General features: G+C 50.4%; 12 protein-coding genes and 1 pseudogene. All 13 read left to right on the top strand.

Going from position 1 to position 18,083, the window contains the following annotated elements:
* The first annotated feature begins 77 nt into the window (after window positions 1–77).
* Window positions 78–1,511 carry an MFS transporter gene (locus NSCA4_RS0101890; RefSeq protein ID WP_016686563.1) on the top strand — a complete coding sequence of 478 codons (1,434 nt, stop codon included), beginning with the start codon at window positions 78–80 and terminating at the stop codon, window positions 1,509–1,511.
* 1,215 nt (window positions 1,512–2,726) lie between these two features.
* Window positions 2,727–3,602, top strand: coding sequence for a methylisocitrate lyase (gene prpB, locus NSCA4_RS0101885; protein ID WP_003744088.1), 876 nt, complete (start codon window positions 2,727–2,729; stop codon window positions 3,600–3,602).
* An 82-nt stretch (window positions 3,603–3,684) separates the two neighbouring features.
* Window positions 3,685–4,839 (top strand): bifunctional 2-methylcitrate synthase/citrate synthase, encoded by a 1,155-nt coding sequence (gene prpC, locus NSCA4_RS0101880; protein ID WP_016686562.1) that lies wholly within the window; start codon window positions 3,685–3,687, stop codon window positions 4,837–4,839.
* 117 nt (window positions 4,840–4,956) lie between these two features.
* Complete coding sequence (locus NSCA4_RS15920) at window positions 4,957–6,009, top strand: TauD/TfdA family dioxygenase (protein WP_016686561.1); 1,053 nt, start codon at window positions 4,957–4,959, stop codon at window positions 6,007–6,009.
* 5 nt (window positions 6,010–6,014) lie between these two features.
* On the top strand, window positions 6,015–6,803 hold the full coding sequence (locus NSCA4_RS0101870; protein WP_016686560.1) for a TSUP family transporter: 789 nt from the start codon (window positions 6,015–6,017) through the stop codon (window positions 6,801–6,803).
* 286 nt (window positions 6,804–7,089) lie between these two features.
* Window positions 7,090–8,001 carry a DMT family transporter gene (locus tag NSCA4_RS0101865; protein ID WP_029609447.1) on the top strand — a complete coding sequence of 304 codons (912 nt, stop codon included), beginning with the start codon at window positions 7,090–7,092 and terminating at the stop codon, window positions 7,999–8,001.
* A gap of 92 nt (window positions 8,002–8,093) precedes the next feature.
* A pseudogene (gene acnD, locus NSCA4_RS12600) lies at window positions 8,094–10,704 on the top strand (Fe/S-dependent 2-methylisocitrate dehydratase AcnD).
* A gap of 407 nt (window positions 10,705–11,111) precedes the next feature.
* Window positions 11,112–12,281: a 2-methylaconitate cis-trans isomerase PrpF gene (gene prpF, locus NSCA4_RS0101855; protein ID WP_016686557.1), complete on the top strand. Its 1,170-nt coding sequence runs from the start codon at window positions 11,112–11,114 to the stop codon at window positions 12,279–12,281.
* 233 nt (window positions 12,282–12,514) lie between these two features.
* On the top strand, window positions 12,515–13,726 hold the full coding sequence (locus NSCA4_RS0101850; RefSeq protein WP_016686556.1) for an acetate kinase: 1,212 nt from the start codon (window positions 12,515–12,517) through the stop codon (window positions 13,724–13,726).
* A 701-nt stretch (window positions 13,727–14,427) separates the two neighbouring features.
* Window positions 14,428–15,558, top strand: a complete 1,131-nt coding sequence (locus NSCA4_RS0101845; protein ID WP_029609446.1) for an HlyD family secretion protein — start codon at window positions 14,428–14,430, stop codon at window positions 15,556–15,558.
* A gap of 188 nt (window positions 15,559–15,746) precedes the next feature.
* A complete protein-coding gene (locus NSCA4_RS0101840) occupies window positions 15,747–17,276 on the top strand; it encodes a DHA2 family efflux MFS transporter permease subunit (RefSeq protein WP_016686554.1) in 1,530 nt (509 codons plus the stop codon).
* Between the two features lie 276 nt (window positions 17,277–17,552).
* Window positions 17,553–17,786 (top strand): 50S ribosomal protein L28, encoded by a 234-nt coding sequence (gene rpmB, locus NSCA4_RS0101835; protein ID WP_002216391.1) that lies wholly within the window; start codon window positions 17,553–17,555, stop codon window positions 17,784–17,786.
* A gap of 28 nt (window positions 17,787–17,814) precedes the next feature.
* A complete protein-coding gene (gene rpmG, locus NSCA4_RS0101830) occupies window positions 17,815–17,970 on the top strand; it encodes a 50S ribosomal protein L33 (protein ID WP_003684373.1) in 156 nt (51 codons plus the stop codon).
* The last annotated feature ends 113 nt before the right edge of the window (window positions 17,971–18,083 follow it).

Raw genomic sequence — 18,083 nt, 5'->3', positions numbered from 1 at the left:
TCCGGTATAGGGTTTCAGACGACCTTTTGCATATCCATGCTAAAATCCGTATTCCTCAAATATTTCAATATGATGTTATGCACGCTTCCGATATTGATCTAGACGACACCACCCACGAATACTACGCCGACAATCCCGATTTCTCTTCTAAAACCATTGTCGCAACGCTGTTTATCGGCGCGTTTTTCGGCTATCTCAACGACACGCTTTTAAATGTTGCGCTCACGCCGATTATGAAGGATTTCGGTGTCGACAAGACCACCGTCCAATGGCTGACGACGGGCTTTTTGCTGGTAATGGGCGCGTTTACGCCGATTACGGCGGGCGTGATTCAGTGGTTTGAAACGCGCAAGATGGTGTTGTTTACGCAGGCGACGTTTCTGGCGGGTTCGCTGATTTGCGCGTTTGCACCGACTTTCGGGATTCTGGTCGCGGGGCGGATGGTGCAGGCGGTGTCTGCCGCGTTTTTCGTGCCGCTTCTGTTTAACGGTATTTTGTCGATTTACCCGCCGAACAAACGCGGGACGGCGATGGGCGTGATTACCATGATGTTCACCGCCGCGCCCGCGATGGGACCGACGCTGTCGGGCATCATCATCGACCACACGCATTGGCGCGTGCTGTTCGGCTTTACCGCGCCGTTTATGCTGGCGGCGATGGTGTTGGTGGGCAAGTATCTGACGGTTAATTTGAGCAACATCAGCCGTCCGAAGATTGATATTTTATCGGCTGTCTTGTCGGTCGCGGGCTTCGGCGGGCTGGTGTATGCGAGCAGTAATTTCGCCCGTCTGCCGCTGGCGGAATTTATCCTGCTGTTTGCCGCTTCCGTCGCGCTGGTGGGCTGGTTCGCATACCGCCAGTCCCGCTTGGCGACGCCGCTGCTGAACCTTCGGGCGTTTGAATATAAGCAGTTCCGCCACTGCGTCGTGATTCTGGCGGGCGCGGTGTTCCTGTTTTTGGGTTTGGAACTGATGATGCCGATGTACACGCAGCAGGTGCTGATGCTGACCGGCACGGCGACGGGGCTGATTCTGATGCCCGCGAGCATCGCCCAAGCGGTTGCCGCGCCTTTGTTCGGCAAACTGCTGGACAAGAAGGGCGGACGGTTTGTCGTGTTGCCCGCCACGGTGATGCTGACGGTGTCGCTGGCGGTGTTATGGCTGTTTTTACGGATTGACACGCAAGTCATGATGCTGACCGCCATGTTCACGCTGATGGCGGTATCCGTCTCCGCCTGCGTAACGGGCGAAACCCACGGCTTGAACGCGCTGCCGAAAAAACTCAATCCCCACGGCGCGGCGATTCTGACCACCATCAATCCGATTGCCGGCGCGATCGGCGCAGCATTTTTTGTCGGCGCAACCAATATCGGCGAAAAACTGTCCTCCGCAGCCTTGCCGCAACAAGCCATGCTCGACGGCATCCATCTGGCGATGGGCTGCGCGCTGGTGTTGGGCGCGGTAATGGTGTTTTTCGCCATGCGCCTGAAGCGGCATCAGACAGCGTCGTAGCGCGTACCGGGAATGTGTGAAAAGGTCGTCTGAAACCATGTGATTATGGGTTTCAGACGACCTTTTTTAACTTTTATGGTGGAAGAACGTGAGTCTGAGAGAATTAAGCAACTTTCCCATTAAATACAAAACTTTCCTTGATGGGCAAATCCAACGCGGCGGAGGGTAGGGCGGTTCGATGCCTGCTTCGGATTGTAGTGTGGGCTTTGCCCACGGAATTGACCGTTTGCTTCCCAAGTCAGGCGATAAATAGGGTTGTTTTTTTCGTGGGCAAAGCCCAGGCTACGGCTGGGTGTGAAGGTCGTCTGAAATCATGGGGTTATGGGTTTCAGACGACCTTTTTATATTTAAAACTACATATGACTACATTTTTAAATATTGTTATTTAAAATTATAAATCATGATGTTATTCTGATTTGGTTTGTCTGAAAAGGGAGTGGGTGCAAAATTGGGCGATTTAGGCGGTTTGGCTGCCTGTTTTCGGGATTGAACAAAAATTCCTAGAAAATGAATTAATTATATTTAATTTTTATATAATTTGTTTAAAATATTTATGATTTTTCAGTAACGATAATAGTATATAATATATAATAATTTAGTCTGATTTTGGATAGGTGTTTTAGGTTTTGTTACTGAAGTATCATTTATTAATAATCAAATTTTTTAAAAATATTTGAGAAAAAGTGTTTGACAGCCTGAAGATTATTTTTTAAATTTGCCCTTACCAATAAAAACTACATCGCACTACAAAGGAACCCTATCATGAATCTGTACCAAACTTCTCCGTCTTGTTATAGATTGTCTTCTATCTCTGCCGACCCCGTCGTCGTCTGCTCTTGGGCAGTCGCGGCGGTCTGACGGCTCTTTGCCCGAATTTGGTTTCCCGTATTTTGGTTTCCCGTATTTCTGCAATCGATTCGGGTTTTAAAGTTTCTGTATCTCCCACTGTATTTCCTTCCGAATATTAAAATAATTAAAAAATACTTAGACCTCCGCTTCAGCCGAATTGTATGTATTGAATTTATTAACTGTTTATTAACTGATTGTTTTTATTGATTTTGATTTTCAGACGACCTGACGGGTCGGTGGTTTGAAAGGTCGTCTGAAAATGGTTTTGAAACCATTGTTTCTTTTTGAACGGTTCGTTTCGGTTTCGCGCAAACCGAGCCGCTGAGTCGATACTGAAAAAATTCTAATCTACAAAGGAGAAATACCATGAGCCAACTTTCTGCCGGTGCCCGTTTCCGCCAAGCTGTGAAGGAGTCGAATCCTCTTGCCGTGGTCGGCTGTGTGAACGCTTATTTTGCGCGGCTGGCGACGCAGAGCGGGTTTAAGGCGGTGTATCTGTCGGGCGGCGGCGTGGCGGCCTGTTCGTGCGGGATTCCGGATTTGGGCATCACCACGATGGAAGATGTGCTGATTGATGCGCGGCGGATTACGGACAATGTGGATACGCCTTTGCTGGTGGACATCGATGTCGGCTGGGGCGGGGCGTTCAATATCGCGCGCACGATTCGCAACTTCGAGCGTGCGGGCGTGGCGGCGGTGCATATCGAAGACCAAGTGGCGCAGAAGCGTTGCGGCCATCGTCCGAACAAAGCCATTGTTTCTAAAGATGAAATGGTTGACCGCATTAAAGCCGCAGTGGATGCGCGCGTGGATGAGAATTTTGTGATTATGGCGCGGACGGACGCGTTGGCGGTGGAAGGTTTGGATGCCGCCATCGAGCGTGCGCAGGCTTGCGTGGAAGCGGGCGCGGACATGATTTTCCCCGAAGCAATGACGGATTTGGCGATGTACCGGCAATTTGCGGATGCGGTGAAAGTGCCCGTGTTGGCGAACATTACCGAATTCGGCGCGACGCCGCTTTATACGCAGCAAGAGCTGGCGGACAACGGCGTGTCGCTGGTGCTGTATCCGCTCTCGTCGTTCCGCGCCGCGAGCAAGGCCGCGCTGAATGTTTATGAGGCGATTATGCGCGACGGCACGCAGGCGGCGGTGGTCGATACTATGCAGACCCGCGCCGAGCTTTACGAGCATTTGAATTATCACGACTTCGAGCAGAAGCTGGATAAATTGTTTCAGAAGTAAAAAACCGTTTTCAGACGACCCTCAACCTTGAACAGGTCGTCTGAAAAACCAAAATCCCATAAAAACACAAAGGAGAAATACCATGACTGCAACTAAAGAAACCCCGACTTTTAAACCGAAAAAATCCGTCGCCCTTTCCGGCGTGGCGGCGGGCAATACCGCGCTGTGTACCGTCGGCCGCACCGGCAACGATTTGAGCTACCGCGGTTACGACATCCTTGATTTGGCGCAGAAATGCGAGTTTGAAGAAATCGCCCACCTGCTGATTCACGGTCATCTGCCCAACAAATTTGAACTCGCCGCCTACAAAGCCAAGCTCAAATCCCTGCGCGGCCTGCCTATCCGCGTGATTAAAGTGTTGGAGGCCCTGCCTGCGCACACGCATCCGATGGACGTGATGCGTACCGGCGTGTCCATGCTCGGTTGCGTTCACCCCGAACGCGAAAGCCATCCCGACAGCGAAGCGCGCGACATCGCGGACAAACTGATCGCCAGCCTCGGCAGCATCCTGCTCTACTGGTACCAATATTCGCACAACGGCAAACGCATCGATGTCGAAAGCGAAGAAGAGACCATCGGCGGCCACTTCCTGCACCTGTTGCACGGCAAACGCCCGACCGAATCGCAGGTTAAAGCCATGCACGTTTCGCTGATTCTGTATGCGGAACACGAGTTCAACGCCTCCACCTTCACCGCCCGCGTGATTGCCGGTACAGGTTCGGATATGTATTCCTGCATCACCGGCGCTATCGGCGCGCTCAAAGGTCCGAAACACGGCGGCGCGAACGAAGTTGCCTACGACATCCAAAAACGCTACCGCAATGCCGACGAAGCCGAAGCCGACATCTGCGAACGCATCGCCCGCAAAGAAATCGTTATCGGGTTCGGCCATCCGGTTTACACCATTTCCGACCCGCGCAACGTCGTGATTAAAGAAGTGGCGCGCGGTTTGAGTCAGGAAGCGGGCGACATGCGCCTCTTCGACATCGCCGAGCGCTTGGAGAGCGTGATGTGGGAAGAGAAAAAAATGTTCCCGAACTTAGACTGGTTCTCCGCCGTGTCCTACCAAAAACTCGGCGTACCGACCGCCATGTTCACGCCGCTCTTCGTGATTTCGCGCTCCACCGGCTGGGCGGCGCACGTCCTCGAACAGCGCAAAGACGGCAAAATCATCCGTCCGAGCGCAAACTACACCGGTCCTGAAGATTTGGCGTTTGTGGAAATGGAGGCACGATAGTAGTTTGTTTTTTTACAATTTGTAAAACTGAAGGGTTTCAGACGACCTTACCTTATTTAGAAAGGTTGTCTGAAATTAAGTTTAAAATTTTAACCAAATAGAAAGGGTATGTATTAAATGGAAAAGTTTCAATCAATTATCAATTTAACGGCTGATGCTGCTTTGTTTGTCCAAAATAAAGCAACAGAAATTGCAAAAATAGGAGGTTGTCAAGCAAAAGGAGCAAGAGAAATTGCAAGTAATGCCGGGAAAATTCTGTTAGAAAAACATTTAAACTCAGAACAAAAGGATGAGATTCAAAACTTCATTCATCAAAAAACCTGTGTAGTTATTTTCAATGGTCTTTTTGATAAAAATATTGATGATTCGATAATTAGCACTCCAAGCTCTTTGCCAAAAATGGAAGAGCTTGAAGAAAACTTAGAATGTTTGAAATTAGCTGCATCCAATCAGATTTTATTAGCAACAGTAGATCAATTTGCATTTGCTTATGATATTGACAATCATGGGAAAATAATGAGACTTGTTGGTAACTTTAAAGGAGGCGGGGCAACAAAACTCGAAAATGAAGATGCCAGACAAGTAGATAAGAGTTCACATTCAGGGATTGCATTAGGGGCGCATACCGAAGCTCCTTACCATGCAGCAACAAAGGTTTTTAATAATCATTCTCCCGCACCCTCATCACTTGTTTTAACTGCAAGATACAATCCTCTATCAGAACCGACGACGGTAATTCCATTACAACCTATTTTGGAAAAATTAAATTATTTGGATTTATTGGCATTAACGACAGAAAATTTTGATTTCACTCGTAGCGAAACGTTTACGTCAGGAAAGGGAACAGGCGGTAGTAAAGTATCAATACTGGAATTTAATAACGATGGAATTATTGGTATTAAATATAACTCTTATAGATTTACTGCTAATGTACACGCACCTCAACCGATTAAAGATGCTTTGAATAGATTTAATGAGTTAATAAATAAATCTGAACAATATAAAATCGACTTACAACCAGATACTTGCATAATTATTAACAATACGTTGGCGTTGCATTGCCGTGATGTTATCAAAGATAACAGAAGATTGTTAATTCGTATTTTCGGATATAAAAATAATATTGAGTATATTTGCTTAGAGGATGATCCTGTATTGGTGCAAGGGTAAGAAACATGGAAGATTTATACATAACGCTCGCTTTGGGCGTGGTTGCGATGATTGCTGGGTTTATCGATGCAATTGCGGGCGGAGGGGGGTTAATTACACTGCCTGCACTCTTGTTGGCGGGTATTCCTCCTGTATCGGCAATTGCTACCAATAAGCTGCAAGCTGCCGCTGCTACGTTTTCGGCTACAGTTTCTTTTGCGCGCAAAGGTTTGATTGATTGGAAGAAAGGTCTTCCGATCGCAGCGGCATCGTTTGTAGGCGGTGTGGTCGGCGCATTATCTGTCAGCTTGGTTTCTAAGGATATTCTGCTGGCAGTCGTGCCGGTTTTGTTGATATTCGTCGCGCTGTATTTTGTGTTTTCGCCCAAGCTTGACGGCAGCAAGGAAGGTAAAGCCAGAATGTCGTTTTTTCTGTTCGGGCTGACGGTTGCGCCGCTTTTGGGATTTTACGACGGTGTGTTCGGACCGGGTGTCGGCTCGTTTTTTCTGATTGCCTTTATTGTTTTGCTCGGCTGCAAGTTGTTGAATGCGATGTCCTATACCAAATTGGCGAATGTTGCCTGTAATCTTGGTTCTCTGTCGGTATTTCTGCTGCACGGTTCGATTATTTTTCCGATTGCGGCGACGATGGCAGTCGGCGCGTTCGTTGGTGCGAATTTAGGTGCGAGATTTGCCGTCCGCTTCGGTTCGAAGCTGATTAAGCCGCTACTGATTGTCATCAGTATCTCGATGGCTGTGAAATTGTTGATAGACGAGCGCAATCCGCTATATCAGATGATTGTTTCGATGTTTTGAACCTTTTCAGACGACCCCTTCAAAAACGTCGTCTGAAACCCCAAACCACAAGAAAAATAGATCCACAGGAAGACTTGTTCAACTGCGCGGCAAAGTCGATTTGCTGATCGGCTGATAGAAGGGAAGCAAAAAGATCGTTTTTCCAACCATTCCATTTTGGCATCTGGAAAAGCACATAAGATATTAATGAAAGATTTTGATTATTAAGAGGTAAATAAAGATTTTGGAGGGATTTTCTTTTCGAAAAACAATAATGTACCTATGTGGAAAGTATTATGGAGTAAATATGAAGCTGCCTGATTTACTGATGGGAATATTCTTGGCAGTTTCTGCAGCCCTTCTGAATGCAACCATCGGCATATTCAGTAAGGTATTAATGGAGCAAGGCTTGTCTGTTCAGCATATTGCATTTTTGAAAACTTTGACAGGTTTTGTGTTTATCAGCATTTTGCTTTGCCGTACCGGTTTTACCAGACAGATTGCGGATATTTCAAAAAAGAAAGAGGCAATCTTGCCGTTGCTGTTAAAAGTCGCAATTTGTGCTTTTTTCGGAATTTACACTTTGTTTTTCTTTGAAACCACCGCTTATCAATACGGTAATGCTGCGAATGTAGTAGTTGTATTAATGGCATCGGCTGCCGTATCTGCCTTGATATTGGACAGCATACTGTTAGACGAACGTATTTATATTTCTTCAGTCGTCGGTGTGGGTTTGGCAGTATCGGGGATCGCGGTGATTTCTTGGACTGGAGAAGGAAATTTAGGGTTGATTCTGAATGCCGCAATGGCAGGCTCGGGCTACGGTTGTTTTTCCGTTTTGATTAAAAAATTCGGCTTAAACGGCGGTATTTATTTGACACGGATCTTGATGTTTTTTGGAAGTATTTTTTTGTTTATCCCTTCATTGGAAGGTATTGGGGATATACATTGGCAATGGTCTTTTATTCCGCCACTCTTGGCATTGTCTTTATTGCCGACGATTTTAGGATTTTATTGTACAACTAAAGCATTGGATTATTTGAGTGCTGCGAAGGTACAGGTAACTGAATTGGCCGAGCCATTGTTTGCCGCCGTACTGGCTTGGATGTTTTTGAATGAAATACCGGAAGGACGCTTCTTTGTCGGCGCCATTCTGATTATTGCCGGTATTGTGTCTATCAATGGGCTGTATCGACCATTGTTGAAGCGAATTGAATAGTTTTTATTTCCCAAGATTTCAGACGACCCCTTCAACAAACGTCGTCTGAAACCCCAAACCACAAGAAAAATAGATTCACAGGAGAACTGAACATGGCTGCCAACCAAAGTTACCGCAAACCGCTGCCCGGTACGGATTTGGAATACTACGACGCGCGTGCGGCGTGCGAGGACATTCAAGCCGGCTCTTACGACAAGCTGCCTTACACGAGCCGCATTTTGGCGGAGAACTTGGTCAACCGCGCGGACAAAGTCGATTTGCCGACGCTGCAAAGCTGGCTGGGCCAGTTGATAGAAGGCAAGCAGGAAATTGACTTTCCGTGGTATCCCGCGCGGGTGGTGTGCCACGATATTTTGGGGCAGACCGCGCTGGTGGATTTGGCGGGTTTGCGCGATGCGATTGCAGAGAAGGGCGGCGATCCGTCCAAAGTGAATCCTGTGGTGCAGACGCAGCTTATCGTCGACCACTCGCTGGCGGTGGAATGCGGCGGCTACGACCCCGATGCGTTCCGCAAAAACCGCGAAATCGAAGACCGCCGCAACGAAGACCGTTTCCACTTTATCAACTGGACGAAAACCGCTTTTGAAAATGTGGACGTGATTCCGGCGGGCAACGGCATCATGCACCAAATCAATCTGGAAAAAAATGTCGCCCGTCGTCCAAGTCAAAAACGGCGTGGCGTTCCCCGACACCTGCGTCGGCACGGATTCGCACACGCCGCACGTCGATGCGCTGGGCGTGATTTCCGTAGGCGTGGGCGGTTTGGAAGCGGAAACGGTGATGCTGGGGCGCGCGTCCATGATGCGCCTGCCCGATATTGTCGGCGTGGAGCTGACCGGCAAACGCCAGCCGGGCATTACGGCGACGGATATTGTGTTGGCGCTGACTGAGTTTCTGCGTAAAGAGCGCGTGGTCGGGGCGTTTGTCGAATTTTTCGGCGAGGGCGCGAGAAGCCTGTCCATCGGCGACCGCGCAACCATTTCCAACATGACGCCGGAGTTCGGCGCGACTGCCGCCATGTTCGCCATCGACGAGCAAACCATTGATTATTTGAAACTGACCGGACGCGACGACGCACAGGTGAAATTGGTGGAAACCTACGCCAAAACCGCAGGGCTGTGGGCAGATGCCTTAGAAACCGCCGTTTATCCGCGCGTGTTGAAGTTTGATTTGAGCAGCGTAACGCGCAACATGGCAGGTCCGAGCAACCCGCACGCGCGTTTTGCCACCGTCGATTTGGCGGCGAAAGGGCTGGCGAAGCCTTACGAAGAGCCTTCAGACGGCCTCATGCCCGACGGCGCGGTCATCATCGCCGCGATTACCAGTTGCACCAACACTTCCAACCCGCGCAACGTCGTTGCCGCCGCACTTTTGGCACGCAACGCCAACCGCTTCGGGCTGAAACGCAAACCGTGGGTCAAAACCTCGTTCGCCCCCGGCTCGAAAGTGGCGGAAATCTATTTGAAAGAAGCAGGCCTGTTGCCTGAAATGGAAAAACTCGGCTTCGGCATCGTCGCCTTCGCCTGCACCACCTGCAACGGCATGAGCGGCGCGCTCGACCCGAAAATCCAGCAGGAAATCATAGACCGCGATTTGTACGCCACCGCCGTACTGTCGGGCAACCGCAACTTCGACGGCCGCATCCATCCGTATGCGAAACAGGCTTTCCTCGCCTCGCCTCCGCTGGTGGTGGCATACGCCATCGCGGGCAGCATCCGTTTCGATATTGAAAACGACGTACTCGGCGTTTCAGACGACGGCAAAGAAATCCGCCTGAAAGACATCTGGCCGACCGACGAAGAAATCGATGCCGTCGTTGCCGAATATGTGAAACCGCAACAATTCCGCGACGTGTATATCCCAATGTTCGACACCGGCAAAGCGCAAAAAGCCCCAAGTCCGCTGTACGACTGGCGTCCGATGTCCACCTACATCCGCCGTCCGCCCTATTGGGAAGGCGCGCTGGCAGGAGAACGCACGTTGACCGGTATGCGTCCGCTGGCGATTTTGCCCGACAACATCACCACCGACCACCTCTCGCCATCCAATGCGATTTTGGCAAGCAGCGCGGCAGGCGAATATCTGGCGAAAATGGGTTTGCCCGAAGAAGACTTCAACTCTTATGCCACTCACCGCGGCGACCACCTCACCGCCCAACGCGCGACTTTCGCCAATCCGAAATTGTTTAACGAAATGGTGAAAAACGAAGACGGCAGCGTGCGCCAAGGCTCGCTCGCCCGCGTCGAACCCGAAGGCGAAACCATGCGCATGTGGGAAGCCATCGAAACCTATATGAACCGCAAACAGCCGCTCATCATCATCGCCGGAGCGGACTACGGCCAAGGTTCCAGCCGCGACTGGGCGGCGAAGGGCGTACGCCTCGCCGGCGTGGAAGCCATCGCCGCCGAAGGTTTCGAGCGCATCCACCGCACCAACCTCATCGGCATGGGCGTATTGCCGCTGCAATTCAAATCCGGCACCAACCGCCACACCCTGCAACTGGACGGCACGGAAACCTACGACGTGGTCGGCGAACGCAAACCGCGCGGTGACCTGACCCTCGTCATACACCGCAAAAACGGCGAAACCGTCGAAGTCCCCGTTACCTGCCGCCTCGATACCGCAGAGGAAGTGCTGGTGTACGAAGCCGGCGGCGTGCTGCAACGGTTTGCACAGGATTTTTTGGAAGGGAACGCGGCGTAGAGGTCGTCTGAAAACAGACGTAGCGTGGGTCGGATCCAACATTTTGCTCATTCACGTAATTCCCGATATGGCAGGCATCTACTGTAAATCGTCATTCCCGCGCAGGCGGGAATCCAGAAAGTGGAATTGAGGAAACCTTTTTATCCGATGAGTTTCTGTACGGATAAGTCTGGATTCCCGCCTGCGCGGGAATGACGGAGTTTAATAATCTGCCGTATCACAACACAGCAGCCATAGATTGGGGCGAACCCCCGACATTTTGCGAAATCAAACGGCTTTGGTCGGAGTGGTCGCCTAATGTACTTCTGGAAAGTAGGTGTGGCGTGGGCTTTGCCTACGAAATAAAGGCTGAATTGACACGGTAAAAATCGTGGGCAGAGCCCACGCTACATAAGGAGAACCCTAAAATGCCGCAAATCAAAATCCCCGCCGTTTACTACCGAGGCGGCACATCAAAAGGCGTGTTTTTCAAACGTTCCGACCTGCCCGAGGCGGCGCGGGAAGCGGGAAGCACGCGCGACAAAATCCTGTTGCGCGTACTCGGCAGCCCCGACCCTTACGGCAAGCAGATAGACGGTTTGGGCAACGCCAGCTCGTCCACCAGCAAGGCGGTGATTTTGGATAAGTCCGAACGCGCCGACCACGATGTCGATTACCTCTTCGGGCAAGTTTCCATCGACAAGCCTTTCGTCGATTGGAGCGGCAACTGCGGCAACCTCACCGCCGCCGTGGGCGCGTTCGCCATCGAACAGGGCTTGGTCGATAAAGGCAAAATCCCTTCAGACGGCATCTGCACGGTGAAAATCTGGCAGAAAAACATCGGCAAAACCATCATCGCCCATGTTCCGATGCAAAACGGCGAAGTGTTGGAAACGGGCGATTTCGAGCTGGACGGCGTTACCTTTCCCGCCGCCGAAGTGCAAATCGAATTCCTCGACCCCGCCGACGGCGAAGGCAGTATGTTCCCGACCGGCAACTTGGTGGACGAGATGGACGTTCCGGGCATAGGTCGTCTGAAAGCCACGCTTATCAACGCGGGCATTCCGACCGTTTTCCTGAATGCCGCCGATTTGGGCTACACGGGCAAAGAGTTGCAGGACGACATCAACAACGATGCCGCCGCGCTGGAAAAATTCGAGAAAATCCGCGCTTACGGTGCGCTGAAAATGGGCTTGATTAACGACGTGTCCGAAGCCGCCGCCCGCGCGCACACGCCGAAAGTCGCCTTCGTCGCGCCCGCCGCCGATTACACCGCCTCCAGCGGCAAAACCGTGAACGCCGCCGACATCGATTTGCTGGTACGCGCCCTGAGCATGGGCAAACTGCACCACGCCATGATGGGTACTGCCTCGGTCGCCATCGCCGCCGCCGCCGCCGTCCCCGGCACGCTGGTCAACCTCGCCGCAGGCGGAGGAACGCGCAACGAAGTACGCTTCGGCCATCCGTCCGGCACATTGCGCGTCGGTGCGGCGGCAGAATGTTCCGACGGCGCTTGGGCGGTGAAAAAAGCCGTCATGAGCCGCAGCGCGCGCGTGATTATGGAAGGGCAGGTGCGCGTTCCCGATGATTGTTTTTGAAATCATGTAGGACGGACATCACTGTCCACTGTTTCAGACGACATTTGATAAAGGATTGCAATAAAGCCGAATAGCCTAACCGCCGTCATTCCCGCTCAGGCGGGAATGACGATAGAAAATGCGGCATAAGCTTTGCCCAAAGAGGTCGTCTGAAACGCACCCCGCCCGACGCCCATCCTTTTTCAGACGACCACACACCAAAAAAACAACCACAAACTACAAGGAGAAACATCATGTCCGACCAACTCATCCTCGTTCTGAACTGCGGCAGCTCCTCGCTCAAAGGCGCCGTTATCGACCGCAAAAGCGGCAGCGTCGTCCTAAGCTGCCTCGGCGAACGCCTGACCACGCCCGAAGCCGTCATCACCTTCAACAAAGACGGCAACAAACGCCAAGTTCCCCTGACCGGTCGCAACTGCCATGCCGGTGCGGTAGGTATGTTGTTGAACGAACTCGAAAAACACGGTCTGCACGACCGCATCAAAGCCATCGGACACCGCATCGCCCACGGCGGCGAAAAATATCACGAGTCCGTCCTCATCGACCAAGACGTCCTCGACGAACTGAAAGCCTGCATCCCGCTCGCCCCGCTGCACAACCCCGCCAACATCAGCGGCATCCTCGCCGCGCAGGAACACTTCCCCGGCCTACCCAACGTCGGCGTGATGGACACCTCGTTCCACCAAACCATGCCCGAACGCGCCTACACCTACGCCGTGCCGCGCGAATTGCGCAAAAAATACGCCTTCCGCCGCTACGGCTTCCACGGCACCAGCATGCGCTACGTCGCCCCTGAAGCCGCGCGGATTTTGGGCAAACCGCTGGAAGATTTGCGCATGATCGTCGCCCACCTCGGCAACGGCGCGTCCATCACCGCCATCCGAAACGGCAAATCCGTCGATACCAGCATGGGCTTCACACCCATCGAAGGTCTCGTCATGGGTACACGCTGCGGCGACATCGACCCCGGCGTGTACAGCTACCTGACCGCCCACGCCGGCATGAACATCGAACAAGTCGATGAAATGCTGAACAAAAAATCAGGATTGCTCGGCATCTCCGAACTCTCCAACGACTGCCGCACCCTCGAAATCGCCGCCGACGAAGGCCACGAAGGCGCACGCCTCGCCCTCGAAGTCATGACCTACCGCCTCGCCAAATACATCGCCTCGATGTCGGTTGCCTGCGGCGGCATAGACGCCCTCGTCTTCACTGGCGGCATTGGTGAAAACTCACGCAACATCCGCGCCAAAACCGTCGCCTACCTCGACTATTTGGGTCTGCACATCGACACCAAAGCCAATATGGAAAAACGCTACGGCAACTCAGGCATCATCAGCCCGACAGGTTCCAACCCCGCCGTCTTGGTCGTGCCGACCAACGAAGAACTGATGATCGCACTCGACACCGCCGCACTGGCAGGCTTTTTGCAAGAAGCGGTATAGGGGTTGGGACAGAGTTTTTCTAAAACAGAGAAAGGGTCGTCTGAAAAATGGGTTTTCAGACGACCCTTTTTGTTTGGAAAGACGAGCTGATGCTTTTCTTCATTATTTATTTGAAAGAGAATTAAAGGGGAGGCGTGTGTTTAAACTCAATAGAAAGGTTGTGAAACTGAATTTCAGGAATAAGTGTTCATCATGCCAAACTGAAATGTTGAGATAGTTTCTTGGGGTATAAAAATGGTAAACAAGCAACAAAAAATGTAATTGGGATATATTTTACATTTAGATAAGATCGGCATACCTGCAAATTATTCTCTAATAATCATCATTATTGTATAAAGAAAAATGACATTAAATCATTAAAAAAGGATGGTGGTTATATTCCATTTAAAATAGTTACTTGATTGAGTAATGGTAGGGATATAGAATGCTCATATCCCTATATCTTATTTGACGTTCAGATAAAATCAATAAGATATTATTATTCATTAAACATGAAATAATATTCGATATTAGGCTTTTCGCGAACCCTCAGATTGGTTTTATGGAAATCATGGTAAATCGGAGCGGCTAAGGATTTATCCAAGATTCGGATGTTAGTTTTGTAGAAAGCCAATCAGTTTAATACTCGGGTAAATTAAATCATGGAAACAAAGTCAGTAAACGGCGGGCAAACTCCCGGCACATCGGGCAAACCGGTCAAAATGCAAAACAGGCGCAAGCGGAATATGGCAGTGGTTACGCTGCTATTTGTTTTGGCGGCTATTGGCGTGGCTTTTGCTTATGTTTTGTTTTGGCAGCACGAAGAAAAAACTGAAGACGCATATGTTGCGGGATATTTGGTTCAGATTACGCCGCAAGTTGGCGGGACAGTGCGCAAAGTCATATTTGACGACACGGATGTTGTGAAAAAAGGCGATGTTTTGGTTACTCTGGACGACAGTGATTTCCAACTGGCGTATGACAGGGCGCAAAACGAGCTGATTCAGGCAATCCGTCAAAACAAGCAGCAGACGGCAGTCAATTCCCAGGCGAGGGCGCAAGTGTTGCTGCGTAAAGCCGATTTGGCACGCGCTCAGGCAGATTTGCGACGCAGGGAGGCCCTATCCGGTACGGATGCCATTTCCGGCGAGGAGTTAAGTCATGCCCGGGCGGCGGTCGTTCAGGCGCAAGCAGCATTGAAAGCAGTGGAAGCGGAAGAGGCTTCGGCTCAGGCTGCGTTGGGTAACAATATTCCCGTGCGCGAGCAACCTGCCGTTCAGACCGCAGTGAGCAAGATTAAAGATGCCTGGCTGAATTTGCAGCGTACACAAATCCGTGCGCCTATGGGCGGGCAGATTGCCAAACGCAATGTCCAAGTCGGACAAAGAATTTCGCAAGGCTCGGCTCTGATGGCAGTTGTTCCCCTGACGGATTTGTGGGTGGATGCCAATTTTAAAGAATCGCAATTACGGAAAATGAAAATCGGACAGCCTGTGGAAATGACTGCCGATTTGTACGGCAAAAAAGTGGTTTACCACGGTAAAGTCATGGGCTTGTCCGCCGGTACGGGCAGTGCGTTTTCGCTTTTGCCTCCGCAAAACGCAACGGGCAACTGGATTAAAGTTGTTCAGCGCGTACCGGTCAGAATCAGCCTTGATCCTAACGAATTGAAAGCAAACCCCTTGCGCGTCGGTTTGTCCATGACAGTCAAAGTCGATATTGCCGAAGCGGGTTCGGGCAAGCCGATGACGGCGGCCGCCGTGAAAAATTCGGCAGCCCCGGAAACGGACAGCGTAGATTGGGCGGCGGCTAATGCATTAATCGATAAGATTTTTGAAAAATACGCCAAATAACCTGTTTCAGACGACCTTCGGTATCCCGACAGGTCGTCTGAAACGTTCATATCCGGCAAATTAGTGGAACAAGTAGTGTGATCAGGATGAGGGGCTCGCTCATTCTGTTTCGGGAAAAAAGTCGATACGGAAAATCCCGCCTGAGTTAAAAGCGGGAATGACAATGTCGGCAGTGAAGGAAGATTTTGATGAATTATCCGCCGTTGACAGGCATCAGGTTGGTTTTAGTTACATTGTCGCTGAGCCTTGCCGTCTTTATGGAAGTATTGGATACGACGATTGCCAATGTTGCCGTCCCCGTTATTGCCGGTGATTTGGGTGCGGCAACGACTCAGGGAACGTGGGTGATTACATCATTTGCCGTGGCAAATGCCATTTCCGTACCGCTGACAGGGTTTCTTGCGAAGCGGGTGGGTGAAGTGCGGCTGTTTGTCGGATCGGTCATCGGCTTCGTGATTACATCTTGGCTGTGCGGTATTTCACCGAATTTGCAAACCTTGGTGCTCTTCCGTATTTTGCAGGGTTTTGTAGCGGGGCCGCTGATTCCTTTGTCCCAAAGCCTTCTGATGGCATCTTACCCGCCCGAGAAGCGGACTTTGGCATTGGCACTTTGGGCGATGACAATCGTGGTCGCCCCTGTTTTAGGACCGATTCTCGGTGGCTGGATTTCGGACAACTGGCATTGGGGGTGGATATTTTTCATCAATATACCCATCGGCATTTTGTCTGCGGTAATCGCCTGGCAGCAACTGCGCGACCGTGAAACCGATACGGTTAAAACGCCTATTGATTACACTGGGCTGATTTTGCTGATCGTCGGTATCGGCTCGTTGCAAATGATGCTGGACAGGGGGAAAGAGCTCGATTGGTTCGCATCGGGTGAAATTATCGTATTGGCAGTCGTCGCAACGGTATGTCTGACTTATTTCATCGTTTGGGAATTAGGTGAAAAATATCCGATTGTCGATTTGTCTTTGTTTAAAAACCGCAACTTTACCATCGGCGTTTTGACGACTTCGCTCGGGTTTATGGTGTATATGGGCACGTTGACGCTTTTGCCGCTGGTGTTGCAGTCCAACCTCGGTTATACCGCCACATGGGCGGGATTGGCGGCTGCCCCTATCGGATTTCTGCCGATTTTTCTCTCTCCTTTGATAGGGCGGTTCGGCAATAAAATCGATATGCGCCTGTTGGTTACCGGTAGTTTTTTGATGTTTGCCTTTACTTTTCATTGGCGGACGGATTTTTATGCGGGAATGGACATGAGCAGTGTTGTTTGGCCGCAGTTTTGGCAGGGTTTGGGTGTGGCCATGTTCTTCCTGCCGCTGACGACCATTACTCTGTCGCACATGAAAGGTCCGCAAATCGCATCGGCAAGCAGTTTGTCGAATTTTCTGCGTGTCTTTATGGGTGGTGTCGGTGTGTCTGTCGTCAGTACCATGTGGGAGCGGAGGGAGGCTTTACATCATACGCAACTGACCGAACATATCACGCCGTATTCTCCGGATACCGCCGAAGCAGTCCGTCAGATGGTGGAAGCGGGTTTGAACGGAGGGCAGGCAGTCGGTCTGATAAACAGTACCATTACCCAACAGGGTTTTATCGTTGGCTCGAATGAGATATTTTTGGCGGGCAGTATCTTGTTCATTATCATGATTCCCATTATTTGGCTGGCGAAGCCGCCTTTCCATCACGACGGAGGCGGAGGAGGGCATTGATGAGTGTTGCTACGGAAGGATATGGAATCGCTAATTCGAGAGAAAAGGTTATCTTAAAACGGTAACGACAGTTTCAGACGACCTTTTCATATGCAGAAGCTTTGGAAATCCGCTATAATTTCGCCTCATTCATTTCGCGGTCAAAGCGTTTCGCGAAAACAACATTTGGAAGATTTATCCCGACAGGCAGTCGGTTTTTTGTCAAAATGCTTGAACTAACGCTGTTTTTTATGGTATAAATCGCGTTTTACTATTTTAGAAGTTTGGAGACTAACCATGGCACGAGTTTGCAAAGTGACCGGTAAGCGCCCGATGTCTGGCAACAACGTATCACACGCCAACAACAAAACCAAACGTCGTTTTTTGCCTAACTTGCAATCACGTCGTTTCTGGGTTGAAAGTGAAAACCGCTGGGTTCGCCTGCGCGTTTCTAACGCTGCATTGCGTACTATCGACAAAGTAGGCATTGATGTCGTATTGGCTGATTTGCGTGCTCGCGGCGAAGCTTAATTTAAACCGTTAATTAAGGATTACTGCAATGCGCGATAAAATCAAACTGGAATCCAGTGCTGGTACTGGTCATTTCTACACCACTACCAAAAACAAACGCACTATGCCCGGCAAATTGGAAATCAAAAAATTTGATCCGGTTGCCCGTAAACATGTTATTTACAAAGAAACCAAATTGAAATAATCTGGTTTCTGAGAAATGGAAAAGCCTCTGTCGGACAGGGGCTTTTTTATTTAGAACCTAATATATATGTTCAAAATTGCTGTGGAAAATATATAAAAGGTCGTCTGAAAAGT

The organism is Neisseria sicca 4320, from assembly GCF_000193735.1.
GTDB classification, from domain to species: Bacteria; Pseudomonadota; Gammaproteobacteria; order Burkholderiales; family Neisseriaceae; genus Neisseria; species Neisseria sicca_E.
This window is presented reverse-complemented; position numbering and strand designations above follow the sequence as displayed.